This is a genomic window from Pseudomonas sp. PA27(2017) (genome assembly GCF_001945445.1).
Lineage (GTDB): Bacteria > Pseudomonadota > Gammaproteobacteria > Pseudomonadales > Pseudomonadaceae > Aquipseudomonas.
Map to the genome: position 1 here is coordinate 496,342 of NZ_MSXW01000061.1, position 23,568 is coordinate 519,909.

The window sequence follows — 23,568 nt, forward strand, 5'->3', positions numbered from 1 at the left end:
CTGAGTGCCCTCTATGGGTTCTTGTTGGTCTCGTCACGCAAGTTGAGGCATGCCCTGGCCTGTCGCGCTTGCACGGTGCGCGCGAGTTCGCGTGGACGATGATGCGTACCCACCACTCGCCGCCCCTGTCTGTTAACGCCCCGCGCCGTTCTTGTAACGACCTTTTGCTGTCGCAAAAACGAAGAAAGCACCCGAAGGTGCTTTCCCGTTGACGCTTGTGGCTGGCTTATCGACTGGCCAGGCCGGCGGCTCTGGCGCGGGCGGCGTGCAGTTTCTTGTAGCTGTCGATCAGGCGCAGGTGCTTGTCCAGGCCCTCCAGCTGCATGCTGGTCGGTGTCAGGCCATGGAAGCGCACGCTGCCGTCTACCGAGCCGATCACCGCGTCCATGCGCTCGTTGCCGAACATGCGCCGCAGGTTGTGCTCGAAGTTGGCCAGCTCCAGCTCGTCGTCCAGCTGGATCTCCAGCACGGCATTCACTGCCTGATAGAACAGGCCGCGTTCGACGGTGTTGTCGTTGTATTGCAGGAAGGCTTCGACCAGTTCCTTGGCGTCGTCGTACTTGCTCAGCGCCAGGTTGATCAACAGCTTCAGCTCGAGAATGGTCAACTGGCCCCACACCGTGTTGTCGTCGAATTCGACGCCGATCAACGTGGTGATGTCGGTGTAGTCGTCGACCTCGGTGTTGTTCAGGTTACGCAGCAGCGACTTCAGTTCGCGGTCGCTCAGGGCGTGCAGATTGAGGATGTCCTTGCGGAACAGCAGGGCCTTGTTGGTGTTGTCCCAGACCAGGTCCTCGACCGGGTAGATCTCCGAGTAGCCCGGCACCAGGATGCGGCAGGCGTTGGCGCCGAGCTCATCGAAGGTGGCCACGTAGACTTCCTTGCCCATGTCTTCGAAGATGCCGAACAGGGTCGCGGCTTCCTGTTCATTGGAATCTGCACCCTGGCCGGAGAAATCCCACTCGACGAATTCGAAGTCCGGCGTGGCGCCGAAGAAGCGCCACGACACCACGCCGCTGGAATCGATGAAATGTTCGACGAAGTTGTTCGGCTCGGTCAGCGCCAGGCTGTCGAAGGTCGGTTGCGGCAGGTCGTTGAGGCCCTCGAAGCTGCGGCCCTGGAGCAGTTCGGTGAGGCTGCGCTCCAGCGCCACTTCCAGGCTCGGATGGGCGCCGAAGGAAGCGAACACGCCGCCGGTGCGCGGGTTCATCAGGGTCACGCACATCACCGGAAATTCACCGCCGAGAGAGGCATCCTTGACCAGCACCGGGAAGCCTTGCTCCTCCAAGCCCTGAATGCCGGCAACGATGCTCGGGTACTTGGCCAGCACGTCCTGCGGCACGTCCGGCAGGCACAGCTCGCCTTCGAGAATCTCGCGTTTCACCGCCCGCTCGAAAATCTCCGACAGACACTGCACCTGGGCTTCGGCCAGGGTATTGCCAGCGCTCATGCCGTTGGACAGGTACAGGTTCTCGATCAGGTTGGACGGGAAATACACCGTCTCGCCATCGCGCTGGCGCACGAAGGGCAGCGAGCAGATGCCGCGCAGGGTGTTGCCCGAGTTGGTGTCGTACAGGTGCGAGCCGCGCAGCTCGCCATCCGGGTTGTAGATCGCCAGGCAGTGCTCGTCGAGAATCTCCTCGGGCAGCGCGTCTTTCGGGCCCGGCTTGAACCAGCGCTCGTTGGGGTAGTGGACGAACTCGGCAGTGGCGATGTCCTCGCCCCAGAACTGGTCGTTGTAGAAGAAGTTGCAGTTCAGCCGCTCGATGAACTCGCCCAGCGCCGAGGCCAGGGCGCTTTCCTTGGTCGCGCCCTTGCCGTTGGTGAAACACAGGTTCGACTGGGCATCGCGAATGTGCAGGGACCAGACGTTGGGCACGATATTGCGCCAGGAGGCGATCTCGATCTTCATGCCCAGGTCCGCGAGCAGGCCCGACATATTGGCGATGGTCTGCTCCAGCGGCAGATCCTTGCCCGGGATATGGGTGGTGGTATCGGTCACCGGCATCAGCAGCGCCTGGGCATCGGCGTCGAGGTTTTCCACCTCCTCGATGATGAACTCGGGGCCCTGCTGCACCACCTTTTTCACGGTGCAGCGGTCGATGGAGCGCAGAATCCCCAGGCGATCCTTCTCGGAAATGTCCGCCGGCAGCTCGACCTGGATCTTGAAGATCTGTGCGTAGCGGTTTTCCGGGTCGACGATGTTGTTCTGCGACAGGCGGATGTTCTCGGTGGGGATGTCCCGCGTCTGGCAGTACAGCTTTACGAAGTACGCCGCGCACAGCGCCGAGGAGGACAGGAAATAGTCGAACGGCCCCGGCGCCGAGCCGTCGCCCTTGTAGCGGATCGGCTGATCGGCGATCACCGTGAAGTCATCGAACTTGGCTTCGAGGCGAAGGTTGTCGAGAAAATTGACCTTGATTTCCATGGGGCGGCACCGGCAAGCAAAACGAATGGCCGGCATTATCCGGGTTTTGGCCAGGAAGTCTCGTGCGGGGCCTGGATGGCGGCTGAGTGGTGGCCGCTTGGCCGAATGCCTTGAAAAGCCGCTTTACCGAGAATGTTTGTGCGCATAGATTATGCGCATTGCTCGGCAAGGAAATTCTCATGCTGCCTTCATACGATCTCAATGCCCCGAAACGAGCGGCCAACCTTCGCATCAATGAAGATCTGCTCAACAAAGCCAAGTCCCTCGATATCAACCTCTCCGCCACGCTGGAGAAAGCATTGGCCCAGGCGCTGAAGGAAAAGCAACGTGAGCAATGGCTGGCAGACAACCGTCAGGCCATCACTGCTTACAATGAGCATGTAGAGTCCAATGGCGTGTTCAGTGACGAATTGCGGAGCTTCTGATGGCGCAGTTTGCCGTTTATGAAAACACCAATCCTGCCACCAGCGCCGCCGTGCCCTTGCTGCTCGATGTACAGAGCAACCTGCTCGCCGAACTCGGCACGCGGGTCGTGGTGCCGCTCTACGCGGCGAGCACTCTGCAGGGAAAACTGCTGAAAACCCTCACGCCACGATTTGAAATCGAGGGTGAGCCCTACGTGATGATGACGCCGCAAATGGCCGGTATTGCCAACAAACAGCTGGGGCCCATGGTGGTGGATTTAACTGCGCGGCGTGACGAAATCATCGCGGCGCTCGATCTGCTCATCACTGGCATCTGAGCGAAGTGCGCGATGTAGAAGCCGTGTGGGCTGAGGCCTCGATCCGCGTGACCAGGTGGTTCACGGTGAACCACGGATTACGCCACCGGCCAATCCATCGGCTGATCGTCAGCCCTGCTTGAGTACCGCCGGCTCGGCCAACGGTGCCTGCCATAGCTGCACAAGGTAGTGATCCTCTCCCTCGAGCCCGTCCTCGGAAAGCGTATCGGCGCCGGAAATGGACAGCCGCACCCGGTAAGTGCCCGGAGCCAGGGCGAAGCGCGCCGCGTCCGGGAAATAATCCGTACAGCCAGCGACCACCAGGGTGCCGCTGCGTGCGTCGAGCGATCCCTCGACGACATGATCGAAGCCGGCAGTATCCGAGGCCGGCGGCTCCTCCAGCATTTCAAGCGTCACGCCAACCTGCATATTGCGCAGCGTACCGAAGCCCACCACGCCATCGGCCACGGTTAGCATCCGTTCGACGGCTTCGGGGCTCCAGGCTTGGGACAGGTCGCCAGAGGCCGTTTTGTCCTGCAGATAGAACTGGTAGTAGTCGGCGAACAGGGTGAGTTGATGGCAGTGCATGGCATTGACCTACTGGGCGATGGATGAAACAGCTGGGTGGACAGGTGTTCGGGCGCGGACTCAGCGCTGACGATCGTTGCGCGGCGCCTTCTCCAGCGCTGACAGGTCCTGCACCCAAGGCAGCGCCGCTTCGCACCACTTCTGCCAGGTAGGGCGCAACTGCCGCGACTCGGCCAGCACGCCTACGCGCAAGCCATAGGTGGTCGGGTTGTCGGCGTCATAAGTGAACAACTGCGAACCACAGTCGCCGCAAAACGCCTGCGCCCGCCGCGAACCGCTCTCTGCCACCTTCACATACACCTTGGGCGTGCCCCGCAGCAGCGAAAACGTACCGGGCAGCGCCGGCGTCGACACCCGAAACGCCGTGCCGGTGAGCTTCTGGCAATCATGGCAATGGCACACGCTGGTGAGTTGCGGGTCCGTTTCCGCGACGAAGGCAATGGCATCGCAGTGGCAGCTACCGTGGACTTTCATGGTGGTTACCTGGGCTGGGCAAAAGTGTTGATTGAGTCGGTATTATCAGATTGATTGCTTCCGGGAAGCGCAATCAATGACTCTGACCCTATCGATTTTGACCCTATCGATTTTTCATACAGAGCTGTGCGGATCATTTTCGAGCTCTTGTATTTTGGTCGTTCCGGTATACCAGCGGGAGATAGCTTTAAGCGTGGGGATGGCTCTAATGCCTGAGTTAGGCGGTTTACGCGTATAAAGCAAGCGCCAATACAGGCTCCTCACCAGCTTCGATACGTCGCCAGTTTACAAACGCCGCGCACTCAACGAGCGCTTCGAGCAACTCCGGGCACCGCGACTTTAGCCCTGCTGCATGGTCAACGACCAAGGGAAGGCATTGCCCTGGAGCAACGTGCACCATTGTCATTCCTGAATCCGGATCATCCAAATAGGTCAAACAGTCAATCCACGCATCCATGTTGCGCCCGTAAAACTCAGGGAAGCCAAATGCCGAAGCAAACACTGCGTGGAATGAGTTCTTGTCTGTGATCTCGTTGGCATCAATTCGCAACATGGCTCTTACGTCACCTAGCGTTTGGTTAAGGGGCGGGCTTTAGCCAGTCCCAGTGAGCGCAGCGAACGGTTTGAACCACTAGTTAGAGCTGCGCAGGTGTTCATGCTAAATAAAACGTATGCCACGTAGCGTGGCTCTTGAGTAGAAATCACTGTTATTTGATTTCTCGGTGGCACTTATTGTTAAGAAGTGTGTAGGTTTATCGAGAGACTTTATAGATTCTGCCTCGATCGATTGTCGCAGCTCCAGCATTGCTTGTGACTCACTATTAATGTAGACAACTAAAATATCTATGTCATTTGCATTCGTAGGATTGTGTACGTACGAGCCGTACAGCCATGCCTCAAGCACGAAGGGCCTTGATATTCTTATAGCAAGCCATTGTAGTAATGTGTCATGACTCGAATTACATCTCATCAAGTTTATGCCCGAATGCTCCGAATTTATGTACTTCAACTTCATTTCTACGTGCGTGGTCAATTGCGCTTTGGGCTATATTGTCCCAATTGTTATATATAATAAAATTTGCTTTTGGTGCTTGAATTGCTTCTTGGATTTCCGTCTCGCCAATTATGTATTGGTCGGACATGTAAATGAGAAATGATGAACCGTTGGGGAGGAGTATCTCTGCTTTTTTTGCGGTAATCATGTTGAATGAAGAAATTCTTTTCTCCATTTTGTAGCGCATGAGTGAATTGATTAGTGCCATTATTTACTTCTCTTTTGGATAAGTCCATATACGGATGATAGGTCGTCGCGTATCGATGTCCTTGAACGCCTCACGCTTGAAAGAATATCTCGGGGGAATGGGAAGAGAGAGTATGCTTCGTAGGCACCTTGTTTGAAAACGTTATAAGCATGCGCGTGCGTTATGAATTCAAGGTATAGCGACTCATCATCATCGCTCGTAAGAAAGTGAAGGTTTTCTTGAATTATTTCACATGCGCGCAAGTTGTTTGGCACAACTACTTCATTAGATAGTTTCTGCCAGACCTCAGCTGTTTCCTCGTCATTGAATTTGCCACTTCTTCGTGCTTTTGACAGAGGGCCTATTCGCTCGAAAATGTTTTTGTTTGCGGAGAGTAGTGTGTACAAAGGGTCGTAAAAATTAGTCAGTTGCTTTAGTTTGTATTCTCGGCTTTCCTTACCAATGTTTGTTGTTTCTGTTAGTCTGCTTGATAGTTTTGACTGTGAGCGTGAAGATATTACTGAGACAATCAGACTAACAATAGAAACTAATGCAGCCAATGTCGCTGCGACCAAAGTGGCCCATCCCTTGTCCATATTTGCGGCTAATACTGATATTCCCATTTTGGTCATGGCTCTAACGTTTGGTTAAGGGGCGCGCTTTAGCCCGTCCCAGTGAGCGAAGCGAACGGTTTGAACCAGTTGTTAGGGGCGCTGGTTAATCACCCTTGCTCTTTAGGTAAGCCTCTTTTGCCTTGTTTCGTATTTGTTCTTTTTCAGATTCTGCTTGGGGTTGATATTTTTGAATTTTCTTGGCTTCTCTGATTGTTATTTCCGGATTTCGCTTTAGTGCTTGAGACCAGCCGCGCTCAAAAACATCATGCTCTAGGGAGCCAGGAGGATAAGGATTCTCATACTTTCCTTTGTTTATGAAGTAATCTTTCTTTCCTTCTTGGTATGCAGGATGGTCATGAGTGCTGTTCATGATTTTCACCTAACGATTGGTTAAGGGGCGGGCTTTAGCCCGTACCAGCGAGTGGAGCGAGCGATTTGAACTAATTGTTATGTGTGTTACCCGATCGCCCATATGTCAATGTCGCTTTTGGTGATTCTTGGGTTTCTATATAAATATTCGCCAGGTATTGAGTGTTCAGTCTCGTTATATTTGAATAGAAAATTTGTATTCCCTATTAATTTTCCTTCCTCATTTACAAAGCGATTAAGGAGGTGGTCTTTTAAATCTTCGAAGCTGGTGATTTCTTTTGATCGCATATCTACCGTATATCTCATAATGGACGCATGAATATCAATTGCGCCCTCTGAGTCTGCAGATTCTATAATGGATTGATTAGGCTCGGGGAAAGCTGATTTATATGAAGATAAAATTAGTGACTTCTCATATAGGCATAGCTGTTTTTTATTTTTTAAATTTTTGCTTAGCAGTGCGGCTAGGCTGTTTATATGATGCATCGAGCTTAGATCGAGAGATAATTCATTTTCGATAATTACTATTTTCTTTCCGCACTCAGATATTGATCCTTTTTGGTGCAGTAGCTTGTTTCTTATTTTTGATAGGTTTTCATATATTGCTACTGTGAGTCGTGAAATTAGATCGTTGCCTGATTTTTCGTCAAGTATCTTTAGTTTTGTTTTAAAAGGCTCGTCACTTAGTCCGAGATTTAATGATATTGTCACGTCTAGATAGTCAAAAACCAAGGGCATTATTGTTAGATGCTCTAGGGGAGAAAGAGCTATGGGTTCGGGCATTCCAGTAATAAGTGAGTGTCTTGATTCAGCTCCGTTGTTCGTCCATGTTTGAAGTTGGTGCGGAGTCAAGTAATGCCAAAAGCCATATCGAGCGAGGAGATTCCCAATAAATTTTTGTTTGACCAATAAAAAATCTTTATCCATGCGCATATTCCTTCAATAGTCAACATAGCGTTTGGTTAAGGGGCGGGCTTTAGCCCGTCCCAGCGAGCGGAGTGAGCGATTTAAACCAGTTGTTAGGTTCTACCATAAACGCCACCATTGCTTTTTTTTGCAAGTTGCTTTGTTCTGCGTTGGAGGCTCGGGCGGGGGATGCTTCTGTTCAATTGCCCGATGCCAGTACCAATTGTTCTTTCCCAAATATGCCGCATCTAAAGCTCTGGATGATCCTAGGCGGGCTTGATGATTTAGCTCGCCGAAGGGTAAAGAATAAAAGTCATGTGCAGGGTATGCCGGAAAGTATTCATTAAAAAACGATAAATGCTTAATTAGCTCTATTGAGCCAGAAGGATCGCGTAAACATTTTGCGAATTTTTCAGCTTCTTCCAATGGATCATTCATAAAGAAAACATCTATCGGGTTAAGCACTAAGTATGGCAGGGGAAGGTCTACGAGACCTCTACAGGCATAATCCCAATAGCCTTCTCCTAGGAGCAAGTCGCCAGTTAGCTCTTGAAATATGTGAAGGCTTTCCTGAAGATTTTTTTGCGCAGTAGAAACTTCAATCCATGGAAGTTCGAAAATCAATGGTTCAGGTTGGAAGCCATTGTCATGAGGTTCAAGTGGAATACTGACTTTGTTCAGCTCTGCCCTTCTAAAACAACAAAGCCAAGGAACAGGAATTCTATTAGATGCATCAGCAATTTCAACGAATTCAATGCCCCGCTTTAAACTATTCAAATGATTCCAAGGATTGGCGTCTGGTGTTGCTGTGTTCCAGATATAAGATCGATTTGCCATTTGCAACCTAACGTTTGGTTAAGGGGCGGGCTTTAGCCCGTCCCAGAGAGCGAAGCGAATGGTTTGAACCGTTTGTTAGGGAATAGGCCATATTTGACTATTGCTAGTAATAACAGTGGCACCACTCTGGCTTTCTTCCAATATGTTCGATGGTATGTCGGAGATTCTGTGAGTCGTAACGTAAATATCTTCTAGGGCGTCATCAAAGAATATAAGGTTAAATCTTTGCATTGTTTCGAAGGCAAATATTCGGAAAGAATTACCATAAACAGGCCGTTCAATGCCTATGCAGAAAATCCCCTCCTGCTCAGTTCCTACAAGATTAGCTACATCAGCTATTTCGTCAGGAGGGAACGTGACCTCATACCCGCCATCCCCTTTGCCGATCACTCCATAATTAGAAAGGAAATTTATAACTTTTTCAAATGGAAGTGGTATTTCCGCGCCTTGTTCAAATTTCTGAAGAAACACAGTGGTACTCATGTGTTTTCCCTAACGATTAAGCTAAGGGGCCGGCTTCGCCGGCCCCAGCGAACGGAGTGGGCGCTTTGAGCGCATTGTTAGGTATGATTAACACTCATCTCTGAGCCTGTCTTGCGCAGCACGCAAAGTTTCGGCGTAGTTAGCATCAAATGGGACTGATAAGTGCTTTTCGAAAAGGCAGCATAGGTTCCAAAGCGCTCGCTGCTCCGATTGATCTTCGATAGTTAATTCATCGGTACTGCTGAATCGCTGCAAGAATTCAAATAGGACAAGTGCTTCGTCAGCTGTGAGAGGAATTAGCACGCTGTCAGATTGCTGGTGGCTCATGATGAATGCCTAACGTTTGGTTAAGGGGCGGCTTTAGCCCATCCCAGTGAGCGAAGCGAACGATTTGAACCAGTTGTATATGGCACCGGCATGGAAGCGACTGTGCAGACGACATATCTCATCGACAATTGGCTGCGCTTCAAATTTATGGCCGAGTATTTCGAATATTGCTGTGTCAACGTAGAAGGCTCTAAATAGGTGTACTGGCACGCCTTGGCTATTGATGGAGCCGCCCACGTATGCCGGTATAACATGGCCAACAATTGGCTTGCTATTTAGGTATGTATCGAGATTCTCATCGAAATGCTCTAGTTTGTTTCTTAGATTTCTATCGCGCAGAGGGCTTTCATCGGAAAGCTCTAGGAGCTTCTTTAACTCTAGCCCCCGATTGGCGTGCAAGTTTTCTTTACCTGCTTTAGATGGCCAAGCATATCTAGATATAGCGGCTGCGTGTACGAATATATTTTGAAGATGGTTCAAAATTGCGTCTTGTAGCTCCCCACCTATTTCGTAATTTCCATCTGCCTCGTTTGTCATTGAAGCAAAGTCAGCGAGAAAATCAATGGAGAGCATGGCGGCTTCGCAATGAAACCTGATGCATTGCATATAAAACGCTATCGCTGGTGGCCAAATTCCTTCTGGCATGAAGGATTTCCTCATCTTTTCTGTGACATATAACAGTGATTAGATGGAGTTCTTCATTAATGCGTTATGGCGGAATTCCGCATAACGCCCCTGCCTCATTAACGATGCAGGCTGAATTTCCATAAAAACAATAAGTTGATATGTGCATATGCAGTGCCCGCGTATTCGCGCGACTTGTGTTCTGTGCAGTATTTTTGCCCAGCGGTTTAGGATGCGAAATCGGTGCGGTGGGGCGAAGAGGGGCGAGGTGCACTGCAAGTTCCTTTTGGCAATGGTTTACGCGTACGGGTATCCACCCGCAGAGGGTTTTGACGATAAGAGGTTGCCCGACAAACGGCAAGTGCTTGCCGAGCAATATGCTGCACGTTGCGTTGCGGGACGGTGCAGGCATGCTGGCGGATTACGACTTCGGCTAATACGCTCTATGTAGCTGTCAGTTGGCGTCCCAGGTGCAGTGTTTGGTGCCGTTGCTGGTGAACAGGTAGACAGTCACGTCGCCGCCCTGGCGGTGATGGGTCAGGCGCTTCGTCGGGAGAGTTTCCCAGAGCCAGTCCAGGTCGGAGCCTGGGTAGCGGTCGCCGAAGGATGCGATGAATTCGGCCTTGTCGATGAAGTCTTCCCGGGAAGCGAAGCGCTCGAAGACGCAGAAACGGCCGTCGATCCGTGGCCAGACACGGTCTTGCCAGGTCGGTAGTGCCGGTGTGGCGTAGACGATGATGTCTATCTCTTCCTGCGAACCTTCCATGGCGTCATTGGTTTCGATCCCCAGTGCCTTGAGTTTGCCGGCAGCCAGGCAGGTGTCGCAGATACAGTCGATCGTCTCGCGGCCGTAGAAGCCTCCAGCCGAGAACCACAGCCCAGGCGCGCTGCACAGCGAGCAGGGCGCGGCTTCGGCGAGGCGATAGGCGAAGTTGTCGGGGTCTCTGAAGTAGGGAAAGAGCATTAGCACGACCTCACGATGAACAGCTGATCTCCAGATGCTTGCCCCAATCCGGCGGACGCTGTGCGTAGCGTTCTTTGCCGGCTTGCTCCTCGAAAGGGCGGCTCAGCACTTCGTGCAGTTCCCGTACGGGCCCATAGTCGCCCTGTTCGGCAGCAGCGATGGCTTCCTGGGCCAGGTAGTTGCGTAGCACGTAGAGCGGGTTGACCGCGTTCATGCGCGCCTGTCGTTCGGCTGGTTCGAAGCCTTCGCGCTCCACGCGGGCCCGGTAATCGGCGGCCCAGGCGTCGAAGCCGTTGAGGTCGACGAAGTCGTTGCGCACCACTTTTAGCGCCTCGGCTGGCGCCTGGTCACCCAGGTGGCGGAAGAACAGCGAGTAGTCGGTGGCCTTGCCGGCCTGCATCTGGGTCAGCAGGCGCTGGATCAGCTCGTCGTCGCCATCTTCAGCGCTGGTGAAGCCCAGGCGTTTGCGCATCAGGTCGTGATAATGGGCCTGGTAAATCGGCAGGAACAGATCGAGGGTTTCGCGCAGGGTGTCGACCTCCACCAGGGGCGTCAGCGCCTGGGCGAGGGCCGAGAGGTTCCAGTGGGCGATGGGCACCTGGTTGCTGAAGCTGTAGCGGCCGGTGTCGTCGGAGTGGTTGCAGATGTGCTTGGCGTCGAAGTCGTCGAGAAAGGCGTAGGGGCCGAAGTCGAAGGTGATGCCGAGAATCGACATGTTGTCGGTGTTCATCACCCCGTGGCAGAAACCATAGGCTTGCCACCAGGCGACCATTTCCGCGGTGCGTTTCAGCACGGCGTTGAGCAGGGCCGCATAAGGCTGCGGCTGCTCGAGGCATGCCGGGTAATGATGTTCGATCACGTAATCGGCAAGCTGCTTGAGCTGCTCGTGCTGGCGCGTGTAGTAGAAGTATTCGAAGTGGCCGAAGCGCACGTGGCTGCGCGCCAGGCGCACCAGCATGGCGGCGGTTTCCTGCTTCTCGCGCCACACCGGTGTGTTCGATCCCGTCACGCACAGGGCTCGCGAGCTGGGAATGCCGAGGGCATGCAGCGCTTCGCTGGCGAGAAACTCGCGAATCGACGAGCGCAGTACGGCGCGGCCATCGCCCATGCGCGAGTAGGGCGTCATGCCGGCGCCCTTGAGGTGCAGGTCCCAGTGTTCGCCGGCATCGTTGAGCACTTCGCCGAGCAGCAGGCCGCGGCCATCGCCGAGGCGCGGCGAGTAGCCGCCGAACTGGTGACCGGAATAGACCATGGCGCGCGGCTCGGCGTCGCTCCACAGCTGGTTGCCGGAGAACAGTTCGGCGAACACCTCGCGCTGCGCCTCGCGCGGGTCAAGGTCGAGCAGGGCCAGGGCGCTTTCGCTGGCTACCACCAGGCGCGGCTCGGCGATGGGCTCGGGCAGTATGTGCGTTGAAAACCCGTCACCCAGGCCGGCGAAGCGATTGTCGAAGGTCAGGGTGTCGAGGGTTTTCACGGTTTGGCCTCGTCTTTTTTCTCGGCGTGCTCGGCGCTCGCCAGTTGCTCGTCGTCGAGCTTGAGCGTGTCGTGGGGCGCGGCGGCGCGGCTGAGCACGATGTCCATCTTCGGTGTGCTGGACAGGTTGATGTCATTGTCGGCGAACAACTGGTCGATGCGGCGGTTGAGCTCATCGGTCGCGGTACCGCGGTCGCCCAATTCCTTGACGTAGAACTTCAGCTCGTGGGTCAGGCCATCCGGTGCGTACAGGCTGAGCTGGGCCGTCGGTGCCGGGTCGCGCATCACTCGGGAGTTTTCCTGGGCTGCCTGCAGCAGCAAGGTGCGCACCTTCTCCAGGTCGGCGCCGCGGTTGACCTTGAAGGTCAGCACGATGCGGGTCACGGTATCGGTCAGGGTCCAGTTGATCAACTGGCTGGTGACGAAGGTCTTGTTCGGCACGATCACTTCCTTGCGATCACTGTCGATGATGTGCGTGGCGCGAATATGGATACGCTTCACCGTGCCGGTCACGCCGCCGATGGTCACCAAGTCGCCGATGCGTACCGGGCGCTCGAACAGGATGATCAGGCCGGAGATGAAGTTGGCGAAGATCTCCTGCATGCCGAAACCGATACCCACCGACAGGGCGGCGACCAGCCATTGCAGTTTGTTCCAGCTCACCCCCAGGGTCGACAGGGTGACCACGATGCCGGTGCCGAAGATCACGTACGACAGCAGCGTGGTGGTGGCGTAGGCGCTGCCTTGGGCCAGGCGCAGGCGTGACAACACCAGCACTTCCAGCAGGCCCGGCAGGTTGCGCCCGAGGGCCATGGTGATGGCGGCGATGATCAGCGCGTACAGGGCGTCGAGCAGGCTGATCGGGATCAGCGACGCGGCGCTGCCCGCCACGGTGCTGCTGTTGTATTCGTACAGGGTGATGTTGTCGAGGTAGGCGAACACCGAGATCAGGTCGGCCCACACCCAGTACATCGCTGCGATGAAGCTGCCTAAAAGGGTCAGGCGGATCAGGCGCAGGGACTGCTGGTTGACCTGCTCGATGTCCAGGCGGGGGGTTTCCAGCTGGATTTCGGTACCTTCACCGTCCTCGGTGGTCTGCGCTTCGCGCTTGGCAGTGGCGCGCTGGTAGGCCAGGCGCCGCGCGGCGACCGCCAGGCCGCGCACGAACACCGCTTCGACCACCAGCCAGATCAGCAGCAGGTAAAGAGTGTCGATAAGCCGGTCGCTGAGCTTCAGGGCGGTGTAGTAGTAGCCGAAGCACACTGCCAGGAACAGGCCCAGCGGCAGCATGCTGAACAGCACGCCGATGAACATGCGGAAAGTCGAGGCGTTCTCCCGGGCCGGGCCGCGCAGCAGCAGTTTCTGCAGCAGCCAGATCATCAGGCCGTAGCAGGTCAGTACCACGGCGATGCCGATGACGTCGTCGGACAGGCTCGATGGCTGGTGCTCGGCGACGGTGACCACTGCCACCAGCGCCATCACCACCACGCCCAGCCAGCGGATCTGCCGGTGCAGGTAGGCGACGTGGGCGCGCGCCCAGTGGAAGTGCAACTCGGCCACGCCGCCCGGCGTGAAGATGCGGTACACGGTGTAGAACACCAGCCAGGCCTGGGCCATGCCGAGGAAGGCCGAGCCGAGGTTGACGTTCAGGCCGCGGGCGTCCATCTGCAGGGCGAAGCCGCACAGCGCCAGCAGCAGCGTGCCGGGCAGGGCGAGCAGCACGTTGAGGAGAATCGCCACCGGCGTGTGCAGCTGGCTGTCGCGCTTGAAGTGGCCGATGTCCTTGTGCAGGTCGGTGAGCTTCTGGCTCAGGTAGCGGCGCTTGTAGAGCAGCAGGCCCATCACCAGCAGCAACGGCAGGAACAAAAGCGGCCGCTCGATCAGGCCGGCACCGAGCTGGCTGATGTTGTCGAGCCAGGGCAGGTCGGATATCTGCCGCTGCAGCTGGGCTGGCGCGGTCTTGAACCAGTCGAGGTTGAGCGGGTTGTTGCTGGGGATCCAGAACATCTGCTCATCGAGGGTCGCGCGCAAGGCGGTGGCGGTGTCCTGCAACTGCTTCTGGTTGAGCTGCAGGGTGATCGATTCGTTGAGCAGTGCATTGAGTTCACGGTTCAGCCGGTCGTGCAGAGCACGACGGGTGTCGATCAGGTCCAGCAGCGATTCGCGCAGCTCCGGCGTCACGCTTTCCGGCGGCTGGGTGGCCAACTGTTTATCGACGTAGGCGCCTGGGTTGGAAATCTGCTCGCGCTGCTGGTTGAGCTCGAACTGATAGAGGCGGATGTCGGCGATCTCGTCGGCCAGCCCGCTGTCGAGCTTGAGCTTGGGCAGCGACTGCTTCTGCTTGTAGAGGATCTTGGACAGCAGCAGGCTGCCCTGCAGCACGCTGATCTGCTCGTCGAGGGCCTGGTCGGTCTGGTTCAGGGTGTCGAGCTGCTGCTGGGTGCGCAGGTTCAGCTGGGTCAGCTCGTTGAGACGATCGGTGCCGCGCAGCAGGTAGTCGGACAGCTTGAGGTTCAGCGCACTCTCGCGTGACAGCAGGGTGTCGGAGCCGCCGACCTTCTGCGCCTCCATGGATTGTTCGGCGACGGTGCGTTCGGACTGGTCGCGGCGCTTTTCATTGATCAGGTTCTGCAGGTCCTGCAGCTCGACGTCCAGGCGCTTGATGCGCTCGTCGAGCAGGTCGCGCTGGGCGCTGCCCAGATCCTGCAGCACGCTGTTGCCGGCCATTTCCTGGCGGCGCAGTTGCGTCAGGGTGCCTAGCTGGCCCAGTTCGGCCTTGAGCTGGTTGACGCGCTCGGCGCTCAGCGCCTTGCCGTCCTCGCGGCCGTTCTTGAGCAGGGTGTTGATCTGCTGGGCACGGGTCTGGTTGCCGCTGATCTCGGCCTGGGCTCGCTCCGGGCGCGTCTGTGCGGTGATGATCAGGGTGTTGGCGTCGTTGATCTGCTTCTGCCAATCGCTGAGCTGGGCGCTGCGCTCGCTGAGAATCTGCTCCAGCTGGGCCACGCCAGTGTTGGCGTAGCGTTGGGCGACGGGCACCACATTGCTGGCCTTGAGCTTCTCCAGTTCGCGGTGGGCGTCCTGGGTCTGGCGTGGCGCCAGGGTCAGCTGTTTCTCCAGGGCGGCGAGCTTCTGCTGGCTATCGGCCTGGGCATTGAGCGCATCCAGGGTCTTTTCCAGCGTCTGGCGCACCTGGGTCTGCTCCGGCTCGACCAGTTTGCGGTCGGCCAGGGTGTCCAGGCTGCGCTGCACGTCGGCGGCGGTCGGGTTGGCGTCGGCCCAGGCGGGCGAATTGGCCAGGCACAGGCCTAGCAGGAAAACGGCAAGCAAACGACGGAAAGAGTGCATGGTCATGATCGCGGGGGTGGAGTCCTGCTGAGTCTACAGACTGGTGAGAAGACCTGCGCGGCGATCTGTCACGAGCTGCCGCGCATCAGCCCCACCGGCTCGGTAGGGCGCTGCAAGGCGCGCTATTGGGCGGCTGTCAGAACGACAGGCCAGGGCCCGGGCGGACGCCTTCGGGGAATCTGACGCCGACCTTGCGGATCTTGTTCCCGTCCATCTCGGCAACCGTCCAGGTCAGGCCCTGCCACTCGACCTGATCGCCAACCACCGGCCCGCCGCCGATCTGCTGGTTGATGAAGCGGCCCAGGGTCAGCGCAGGGTCCACGTCGTTGGTGGCCAGGCCGTAGAGTGCGGCGATAGCACCCAATTGGGCATCGCCTTCGAGCACGAAGTCACCGAAGAAGCGCAGGTCCATGCCACGTTGCGGCGCCTGGCTGAACAGCTTGCCGAGGGCCGGCAGGTCATGCTCGTGGCCGATCACGCAGAGCATGTCGCCGGCCTCCAGCACCGTGCTGCCGGAAGGGTGCAACAACTGATGATTGCGAAACAACGCGGCGACGCGGGTGGAATCCGGCATCTTCAGGTCGCGCAGCGGCGCGCCGATGCACCACTTTTCCGCGCCCAGGCGATAGACGAACAGCTCCCACTGGCTGGTCGGGTGCACTTCCAGGCCGGCGCGGGAGATCGGCACGGGGTCGGGTGGTACCGTTACCTTGAGCACCTTGGCGACCCACGGCAGGCTGGCGCCCTGCAGCAGCAGTGATACCAGCACGATGAAGAACGCCAGGTTGAAATACAGCTGGGCATGGGGCAGCCCGGCCATCATCGGGAACACGGCGAGAATGATCGGTACCGCGCCGCGCAGGCCGACCCAGGCGATGAACACCTTCTCCTTGGTATGGAAGGCGCGAAACGGAATCAGCCCGACCAGCACCGACAGCGGCCGCGCGAAGAGGATCATCCACAGCGCCAGGCCCAGTGCAGGCAAGGCGATGGGCAGCAGGTCGTGGGGTGTGACCAGCAGGCCGAGTACCAGGAACATGCCGATCTGCGCCAGCCAGGCCATGCCGTCGAGCATGTGCAGGATGCCGTGGCGCGAGCGAATCGGCCGGTTGCCCAGCACCAGGCCGCACAGATAAACGGCCAGGAAACCGCTGCCATGCAGGGCGTTGGTCAGGGCGAACACCAGCAGACCGCCACTGACCACCAGCAGCGGGTACAGGCCATGGGCCAGGTGCAGGCGGTTGATGATCTTCAACAGCAGCCAGCCGCCGCCCAGGCCCAGTACCGAACCGATGCCGAATTCCTGCACCAGATGGCCGAGGAAACTCAGGTGGAATTCGCCCTGGCCCTTGGCGAGCATGTCGATCAACGTGACGGTGAGAAACACCGCCATCGGGTCGTTGCTACCGGATTCGATCTCCAGAGTGGCGCTGACACGCTCGTTGAGGCCCTTGCCGCCGAGCAGCGAGAACACTGCAGCCGCATCGGTGGAACCGACGATGGCGCCGATCAAAAGACCCTGCATCAGGCTCAGGCCGAACAGCCAGGCGGCGGCCATACCGGTGAGCACCGTAGTGATCAATACGCCGACCGTGGCGAGCGACAGGGCCGGCCACAACGCCACCCGGAAACTGCCGACCCGGGTGCGCACGCCGCCGTCGAGCAGGATCACCGCCAACGCCAGGTTGCCCACCAGGTAGGCGGTCGGGTAGTTGTTGAAGATGATGCCGCCGCCATCGACGCCTGCGACCATGCCGACGGCGAGAATGATGACCAGAATCGGGATGCCGAGGCGCGAGGACAGCGAGCTGACCATGATGCTCGCGCCGACCATGAGGGCGCCGACGAGCAGGAGGCTGTTGATGGTGCTGGCATCCAAGGCGGCAAGACTCCACGGGCAAAAAAAGCGAGCCCGATTCTAGCCTGCACGTCTGCGCCGCTGTCAAAAATAGTTACAAAGCCCGTCAGGTCCGCGCAGTGCGCGGCTTGGCGGGCCGCCACCGGCCTCGCTCGAGGTACCGAAACGGGTTTTCAGAGCTTGGTGCGCACCTGCCTGGGCGTCAGGCCGAACTGGCGCTTGAATGCCGTGGCGAAGTTGGCGGCGCTGCCATAGCCCGCTCGCCAGGCGGCCTCGGTGACACTGATGCCCTCGCGTTCGAGGGCTTCGCGGGCCTGTTTGAGCTTGCGCACGCGCTGGTACTCGAACAGCGTCATGCCCTGGCTGGCCTGGAACTGGCGTTGCAGGCTGTTGATGTTGATACCGGCCTCGCGGGCGATGGCATCGGTATTCCAGTCATCGGCCTGGCCGCTGTCGAGCAGTTCCAGCACGCGGCGGATGCGCTGGTGTTCATGGGGGCGCAGGCCCTGCAGTGGCTGCGTGCCCTGCTGGCTGATCATCGCCAGGGCTTCGCTGGCGATCTCCAGGCTGCGGCTTTCCAGGTATAGGTTCTCCAGCAGCGGGTTGTAGCCCGGCGGGTTGAGGATCTGCTCGGCCAGGGTGCGCAGTCGCGCCGAGGGTTGCCAGCGCAGCATGGCCAGGTGCTGGCGGCTGAAGCGATCGATCGCCGCGCATTCGTTCTGGCCATCCAGGCCGCCGGCCTCCAGCCACTGCGGGGAGAGGCTGATCACCAGCTTGCGGATGTGGCTGCCGCGCCGTGCCTGGCGCGAGAACAGCACCGGTTCGGCCAGCGACATCGCGATGCCTTCACCGCGCCCGTGCTCGCCGCCGAAGCGCACTGCGCGGTCGTCGTAGCGCACGTCGCTGTGGCCGTCGAGAAACAGCACGAAGTTCAGCCGCGGCTCGATCTGCAATTGCGTGCTGAAGGTGCTCAGCTCAAGGCAGTCGCTGCAATGCAGCGACAGGCCTGAGCGCAAGTGCAGCCAGCGCAGCTTGCCGCGAAACAGATTGGCTTTTGAGGACTCATTGTCGATCAGGCGCAAGTGCGGGCCCAGGTCAGGGCCGATCTGCCGGATCAGTTCCTGAGGATGAAGGACGGTGTTCATGATCGAGGCCTCGCGGCTGGCGTGACGGCTGAGGTGGGCGTGGGTTCGGCGAGCGGTAACAGCAGCACGAAGAAGGGCTGGCGCGAGTCCGAGTACCCGCTTGTGGCGGGCCAGGTGCCGATCACGAACCATGGATGGATTCGACTGCACCCTGATCGGAAACGCCTGGGAAGCCTAACGCTGGCCACCGTCTAAATGCAAATCATTCCTAAGCGTAAGTGCCTGGCGGTTTGATCTGGCGCAAACATCTTCATTGTTTGCGCAAACCTTTCGGTCGCACTGACATGGAAAAATCCGCTTATGCAAATACGAATCGATTGCGTATTTATTTTTGGGGAGGAAGCAGTTCATGAATGCAGGTCACGGGGTTTGGGCGCTCAATCGGCTGGCACTGGCCGTTTTGCTGGCGGGCAGCGCGGTTGCGGGGGTTCAGGCCGAGCAGCTCGATCAGGCTGTGGAGCTCGAGGAAACGCGGGTCATGGCCACGGCCCAGGAAGAGCTCAAGCAGGCGCCCGGGGTTTCGGTCATCAGTGCCGAGGACATCCGCAAGGCGCCGCCGGCCAATGACCTGGCCGACATCATTCGCAAGCAGCCCGGCGTCAACCTGACCGGTAACAGCGGATCTGGTGCACGCGGCAACAACCGGCAGATCGATATCCGCGGCATGGGACCGGAGAACACCCTGATTCTGGTGGACGGCAAGCCGATCAGCTCGCGCAACGCGGTACGCTATGGCTGGCGCGGCGACCGTGACACCCGCGGCGATACCAACTGGGTGCCGGCCGAGCAGGTCGAGCGCATCGAGGTGCTGCGCGGCCCGGCGGCGGCGCGCTATGGCAGCGGCGCAGCGGGCGGGGTGATCAACATCATCACCAGGAAGGCCGACCTGGAGCACCACGGTAACCTCAGCCTGTATGCCAATGCGCCGCAACACAGCGAGGAGGGTGCCACGCGGCGCTTCAATTTCGGCCTCAGCGGGCCGCTGGCCGAGAACCTGTCGTACCGCCTCTACGGCAACCTGAACAAGACCGACGCCGACGACGAGGACATCAACAGCGGCCATACCATCGACCCCACCGCGCGCGCCACCGCGGGTCGCGAAGGCGTGCGCAACAAGGACGTCAACGGCCTCTTGTCCTGGCGCCTGAACGACGAACAGAGCCTCGACTTCGAGGCTGGCTTCAGCCGCCAGGGCAACATCTACGCCGGCGACAGCATGAACAACAGTGCCTCGGCGGCGCTGGCCGGTTTTCGTTCGCCCTGGCTGGGCCGCGAAACCAATGTGGTCTACCGCGAGAACTACGCCGTCACCCACCACGGCGACTGGGAATTCGGCACCACCCTGAACTACCTGCAGTACGAAAAGACCCGCAATCGCCGCTTGCAGGAAGGCCTGGCCGGCGGGCCGGAAGGCAATATCAACGGCAGTCTGTTCGGCACCATCGAGCTGCAGAGCACCACGGCCCACAGCGAGATCAACTTGCCGCTTTCCGGCGCGCTGGAGCAGGTGCTGACGCTCGGCGCCGAGTGGAGCGAGCAGCGCATGGACGATCCGTTCTCCAATACCCAGACCACCACCGAGGCGGGCTCGGTGCCCGGCATCGGCGGCAGTTCGCGGCCCACCGATTCGTCGGCGCGCATCGCCTCGGTATTCATCGAGGACAACATCGAGCTGCGGCCCGGCACCACCCTGACGCCGGGCCTGCGCTTCGACCGCCACAGCGTGGTGGGCGGCAACTGGAGCCCATCGCTCAACCTGTCCCACGAACTCACCAGAGAACTGGTGCTCAAGGCCGGCATCGCCCGTGCCTACAAGGCGCCCAACCTGTTCCAACTCAACCCCAATTACCTGCTCTACAGCCGCGGGCAGGGCTGCTGGGGCGCCGGTGGCAGCTGCTACCTGCAGGGCAACGACGGCCTGGACGCCGAAACCAGCATCAACAAGGAGCTGGGCATCGAGTTCAAACGTGATGGCTGGGTGGCCGGCATCACCTGGTTCCGCAACGACTACCGCAACAAGATCGAGGCCGGCAGAACCGCGGTCGGCAGCGCCACCGGTGGCAGCAATGCTGGCTATGCCAACGCCGACATCTTCCGCTGGGAGAACGTGCCCAGGGCGGTCGTCGAAGGCCTGGAAGGCACCCTCAACGTGCCGCTCAGTCCGGCGTTGGACTGGAGCACCAACTTCACCTACATGCTGCAGTCGACCAACAAGCAGACCGGCGAGCCGCTGTCGATCATCCCCGAGTTCACCGTTAACTCGACGCTCGATTGGCAGGTCAGCGAGCCCCTCGCACTGCAGGCGACAGTGACCTGGTACGGCCGGCAGACGCCTGGCAAGTACGACTATCAGGGCAACCTGCTGAGCGGCGATGCGCGCCGGGAAATATCACCCTACGCTCTGGCCGGCTTGAGCGGTACCTACCGGCTGGGCGACGGCTGGAGTGTCGGGGCGGGCATCAACAACCTGTTCGACAAGCGCCTGTATCGCGAAGGCAATGCCGTGCAGGCCGGCGCCTACACCTACAACGAGCCGGGGCGCACTTTCTACACCAGCCTGAGCTACGACTTCTGAGCCGCGCGGCGCGGGCCACGCGTTGCCCGCGCCGTTCCCGCGACACCCATAAGAAATGAACCGTGAGAGCCCTGCATGATCCGTTTTCAAGGCGCCGTGGCCACCGCCTCGGCCACGCTGTACATGACCAAGCTGTGCAAGCATTTTCGCCACAAGATCGCTGTCGAGTTCGACGAGCACCAGGCCTGGGCGGATTTTCCGTTCGGGTCGTGCCGGATGTATGCCGATGCCCAGGGCCTGCGCTTCGCCTGCGAAGCGCCGCATGAACACGCCGCGGCACGCATCCGCGCGGTACTCGACGATCACCTGCCGCGGTTCGCTCGCCAGGAGGGGCTGGTTATCGAATGGCAGCCCTCAGGCGCCTGATCCAGGCACCGCCGTCAGCTGACGGTCAGGGTCATGTCGATGCGCTTGAGCCACTCGGCTTCGCTTTCGAAATCCGCCTGGGTCAGCGGGTTGGCGGCCAGCCAGCCCCGGGGGAACTCGATGGCCAGGCTGGAGGGGCCGACCTTCAGGTGCACGCTGGGCATGTTCTGACTGCCACGAATGTGGTGGAACAGGATGGCAAAGCGCAGCAACACGCACAGGCGCACCAACTTGACGCCCTCGGCGCCGAATTCGGTGAGCTTTTCCTTGGGAATGTTGCGGCGGTGGCCGCGCACCAGCAGGGCGAGCATCTGCTGATCCTGGCGCGAAAAGCCAGCCAGGTCGGAGTGTTCGATCAGGTAGGCGCCGTGCTTGTGGTACTGATAGTGGGCGATGTCCAGGCCGACTTCGTGAACCTTGGCGGCCCAGCTGAGCAGTTCGCGGTGCCAGTCGTCGGTCAGCTCCCAGTCCTTGGCGACCTTGTCCAAGGCCGACAACGCCTTGGCTTCAACCCGGGCGGCCTGCTCCTGATCGACGTGATAACGCTCCATGAATGCCGAGAGGGTGCGTTCGCGCACGTCTTCATGCTGATGACGGCCGAGCAGGTCGTAGAGCACGCCTTCGCGCAGTGCGCCTTCGGAATGGCTCATGCGATTCAGCTCGCAAGCATCGAAGATGGCTTCGAGAATCGCCAGGCCGGCCGGGAAGATCGGCCGGCGATCGGGCTTCACGCCCTCCAGGTCCAGGCGCTCGACATCGCCGAACTTGAACACCTTGCGCTTGAGCCAGGCCAGGCCTTCGGCGGTGACTTCACCGTTGTTGCTCAGCCCCGCGGACTGGATCGCCAGGCCGATGGCCTTGATGGTGCCCGAGGCGCCGACCGCATCTTGCCAGCCGAGGCGGGTCAGGCCGTGCTCGATGCCCATTATCTCCAGGCGCGCGGCGGTGTAGGCCTGGGCATAGCGGGCGGGGGTGATCTTGCCGTCCTTGAAATAGCGCTGGGTGTAGCTGACGCAGCCCATCTGCAGGCTTTCGCGCAGCAGCGGCTCGAAGCGCTGGCCGATGATGAATTCGGTACTGCCACCGCCGATATCGGCGACCAGGCGCTTGCCCGGCGTGTCGGCGATCGAATGGGACACGCCCAGGTAGATGAGGCGCGCTTCTTCGCGACCGGAGATCACTTCCACCTGATGGCCCAGCAGCGCTTCGGCCCGGCGGATGAACTCGGCGCGGTTGCGCGCCTCGCGCAGAGCGTTGGTGCCGACGATGCGCACCGCGCCCTGGGGCAGGCTGTTGGTCAGTTGGGCGAAGCGGCTCAGGCAATCGAGGCCGCGTTGCATGGCCTCTTCGCTGAGCTGGCGCTGTTCGTCGATGCCCGCCGCCAGCTGTACCTTGTCACCGAGCCGTTCGAGGATACGGATCTCGCCATGGTCGGCCTTGGCCAGCACCATGTGAAAGCTGTTGGAACCCAGGTCGATGGCGGCGACCAGCGGGAAGGACTCGGAATGGGTTTGCGGCATGATCAGTCAATCTCGATGCAGAACCCCGCCATCGTGCCACGATAGGCCGCGCACGCCAACGGATACGCACGTTGCAGGCATTGCGCCAGCTGCCTGCGGCGGTCGCGCGCGCGCGTCATCGGCGGGCTCGCCCATTGGCCGTGTCGATAGCCTCTATGGCTACGCTCAATGGCGGGCGCCTTCCTGTGTCACGCGAGCCGGGCTATCATGGCCGCCACTTTTATCGTTATTGCGTGCCAACACGGAGACTTCCCATGAGTGAATTCATCACCAATGTAAGCGATGCCAGCTTCGATCAGGACGTCATCCAGGCAGACGGGCCGGTGCTGGTCGACTATTGGGCCGAGTGGTGTGGTCCGTGCAAGATGATCGCTCCGGTGCTGGACGAGATCTCCAAGGAGTACCAGGGCAAGCTGAAGGTCTGCAAACTGAACATCGACGAGAACCAGGACACTCCGCCAAAGTACGGCGTGCGTGGCATCCCGACCCTGATGCTGTTCAAGAACGGCAGCGTCGAAGCCACCAAGGTCGGCGCCCTGTCCAAGTCGCAACTGGCTGCCTTCATCGACGCCAACCTGTAAGCGTCGCCGAAAAGCCCCGTAGACAACGGGGCTTTTTTCTGCCTGGAGGCTAGACGCCTTCGCAAAGCCGATGTTACATTCGGGGCCGTCGCTTTTCCTAAGTGACCCCCTGCACGCCGCTGCCGACGC

22 protein-coding genes are annotated in these 23,568 nt (G+C 58.9%); 5 read left to right on the forward strand and 17 right to left on the reverse strand.

The features are described 5' to 3' along the window. Positions 1-226: 226 nt before the first annotated feature. Positions 227-2,428 (reverse strand): OsmC domain/YcaO domain-containing protein, encoded by a 2,202-nt coding sequence (locus tag BVH06_RS23880; RefSeq protein ID WP_075935694.1) that lies wholly within the window; start codon positions 2,426-2,428, stop codon positions 227-229. Positions 2,429-2,607: 179 nt separating this feature from the next. Here BVH06_RS23880 and BVH06_RS23885 point away from each other — a divergent pair, with 179 nt between their 5' ends. Then, complete coding sequence (locus BVH06_RS23885) at positions 2,608-2,853, forward strand: type II toxin-antitoxin system CcdA family antitoxin (RefSeq protein ID WP_075935695.1); 246 nt, start codon at positions 2,608-2,610, stop codon at positions 2,851-2,853. Continuing rightward, positions 2,853-3,170, forward strand: coding sequence for a CcdB family protein (locus BVH06_RS23890; RefSeq protein WP_075935696.1), 318 nt, complete (start codon positions 2,853-2,855; stop codon positions 3,168-3,170). The genes BVH06_RS23885 and BVH06_RS23890 overlap by 1 nt, the downstream gene beginning before the upstream one ends. A gap of 108 nt (positions 3,171-3,278) precedes the next feature. Here the strand turns inward: BVH06_RS23890 and BVH06_RS23895 are convergent, their stop codons facing one another. The 15 genes from BVH06_RS23895 to BVH06_RS23950 all read right to left on the reverse strand — a co-directional run bounded on the left by BVH06_RS23895 (position 3,279) and on the right by BVH06_RS23950 (position 18,397). Beyond that, positions 3,279-3,737, reverse strand: coding sequence for a hypothetical protein (locus BVH06_RS23895; protein WP_075935697.1), 459 nt, complete (start codon positions 3,735-3,737; stop codon positions 3,279-3,281). Positions 3,738-3,797: 60 nt separating this feature from the next. Beyond that, positions 3,798-4,211 carry a GFA family protein gene (locus BVH06_RS23900; RefSeq protein WP_075935698.1) on the reverse strand — a complete coding sequence of 138 codons (414 nt, stop codon included), beginning with the start codon at positions 4,209-4,211 and terminating at the stop codon, positions 3,798-3,800. A 226-nt stretch (positions 4,212-4,437) separates the two neighbouring features. Continuing rightward, complete coding sequence (locus BVH06_RS23905; RefSeq protein ID WP_075935699.1) at positions 4,438-4,764, reverse strand: barstar family protein; 327 nt, start codon at positions 4,762-4,764, stop codon at positions 4,438-4,440. A gap of 105 nt (positions 4,765-4,869) precedes the next feature. Next, positions 4,870-5,226 (reverse strand): nucleotidyltransferase domain-containing protein, encoded by a 357-nt coding sequence (locus BVH06_RS26410; RefSeq protein WP_371915316.1) that lies wholly within the window; start codon positions 5,224-5,226, stop codon positions 4,870-4,872. Next, positions 5,171-5,473 carry a hypothetical protein gene (locus BVH06_RS23910; RefSeq protein ID WP_075935700.1) on the reverse strand — a complete coding sequence of 101 codons (303 nt, stop codon included), beginning with the start codon at positions 5,471-5,473 and terminating at the stop codon, positions 5,171-5,173. The genes BVH06_RS26410 and BVH06_RS23910 overlap by 56 nt, the downstream gene beginning before the upstream one ends. Before the next feature lie 696 nt (positions 5,474-6,169). Continuing rightward, positions 6,170-6,436, reverse strand: coding sequence for a DUF4337 domain-containing protein (locus tag BVH06_RS25605; RefSeq protein ID WP_139315719.1), 267 nt, complete (start codon positions 6,434-6,436; stop codon positions 6,170-6,172). Positions 6,437-6,522: 86 nt separating this feature from the next. Beyond that, complete coding sequence (locus BVH06_RS25610) at positions 6,523-7,362, reverse strand: hypothetical protein (protein ID WP_139315720.1); 840 nt, start codon at positions 7,360-7,362, stop codon at positions 6,523-6,525. 99 nt (positions 7,363-7,461) lie between these two features. Beyond that, positions 7,462-8,178 carry a hypothetical protein gene (locus BVH06_RS25615; protein ID WP_139315721.1) on the reverse strand — a complete coding sequence of 239 codons (717 nt, stop codon included), beginning with the start codon at positions 8,176-8,178 and terminating at the stop codon, positions 7,462-7,464. Positions 8,179-8,253: 75 nt separating this feature from the next. Beyond that, complete coding sequence (locus tag BVH06_RS25620) at positions 8,254-8,661, reverse strand: hypothetical protein (RefSeq protein WP_139315722.1); 408 nt, start codon at positions 8,659-8,661, stop codon at positions 8,254-8,256. A 360-nt stretch (positions 8,662-9,021) separates the two neighbouring features. Continuing rightward, positions 9,022-9,633, reverse strand: coding sequence for a hypothetical protein (locus BVH06_RS23925; protein ID WP_139315723.1), 612 nt, complete (start codon positions 9,631-9,633; stop codon positions 9,022-9,024). A gap of 433 nt (positions 9,634-10,066) precedes the next feature. Continuing rightward, positions 10,067-10,576: a CbrC family protein gene (locus tag BVH06_RS23930; RefSeq protein WP_075935704.1), complete on the reverse strand. Its 510-nt coding sequence runs from the start codon at positions 10,574-10,576 to the stop codon at positions 10,067-10,069. A 10-nt stretch (positions 10,577-10,586) separates the two neighbouring features. Further along, complete coding sequence (selO, locus tag BVH06_RS23935; protein ID WP_075935705.1) at positions 10,587-12,050, reverse strand: protein adenylyltransferase SelO; 1,464 nt, start codon at positions 12,048-12,050, stop codon at positions 10,587-10,589. Further along, positions 12,047-15,394 (reverse strand): mechanosensitive channel MscK, encoded by a 3,348-nt coding sequence (mscK, locus tag BVH06_RS23940; RefSeq protein ID WP_371915317.1) that lies wholly within the window; start codon positions 15,392-15,394, stop codon positions 12,047-12,049. Before mscK ends, selO begins: the two co-directional genes overlap by 4 nt. A 136-nt stretch (positions 15,395-15,530) precedes the next feature. Next, entirely contained in the window at positions 15,531-17,273 is a 1,743-nt protein-coding gene (locus BVH06_RS23945; RefSeq protein WP_075928640.1) for a potassium/proton antiporter, read from the reverse strand. Positions 17,274-17,425: 152 nt separating this feature from the next. Beyond that, positions 17,426-18,397 (reverse strand): AraC family transcriptional regulator, encoded by a 972-nt coding sequence (locus tag BVH06_RS23950; RefSeq protein ID WP_075935707.1) that lies wholly within the window; start codon positions 18,395-18,397, stop codon positions 17,426-17,428. A gap of 349 nt (positions 18,398-18,746) precedes the next feature. On the opposite strand from BVH06_RS23950, the gene BVH06_RS23955 reads away from it, so the two are divergent. Continuing rightward, positions 18,747-20,972 (forward strand): TonB-dependent siderophore receptor, encoded by a 2,226-nt coding sequence (locus BVH06_RS23955; protein WP_075928642.1) that lies wholly within the window; start codon positions 18,747-18,749, stop codon positions 20,970-20,972. 75 nt (positions 20,973-21,047) lie between these two features. After that, the gene (locus BVH06_RS23960) at positions 21,048-21,338 is read left to right on the forward strand and encodes a DUF2218 domain-containing protein (RefSeq protein ID WP_075935708.1); all 291 of its coding nucleotides are present in this window, start codon (positions 21,048-21,050) and stop codon (positions 21,336-21,338) included. A gap of 14 nt (positions 21,339-21,352) precedes the next feature. On the opposite strand, the gene ppx is transcribed toward BVH06_RS23960, so the two are convergent. Further along, positions 21,353-22,858: an exopolyphosphatase gene (gene ppx / locus BVH06_RS23965; protein WP_075928644.1), complete on the reverse strand. Its 1,506-nt coding sequence runs from the start codon at positions 22,856-22,858 to the stop codon at positions 21,353-21,355. A 254-nt stretch (positions 22,859-23,112) separates the two neighbouring features. Between ppx and trxA the strand changes: the two genes are divergently transcribed. Next, positions 23,113-23,439 carry a thioredoxin TrxA gene (trxA, locus tag BVH06_RS23970; protein ID WP_013789608.1) on the forward strand — a complete coding sequence of 109 codons (327 nt, stop codon included), beginning with the start codon at positions 23,113-23,115 and terminating at the stop codon, positions 23,437-23,439. Positions 23,440-23,568 lie beyond the last annotated feature (129 nt).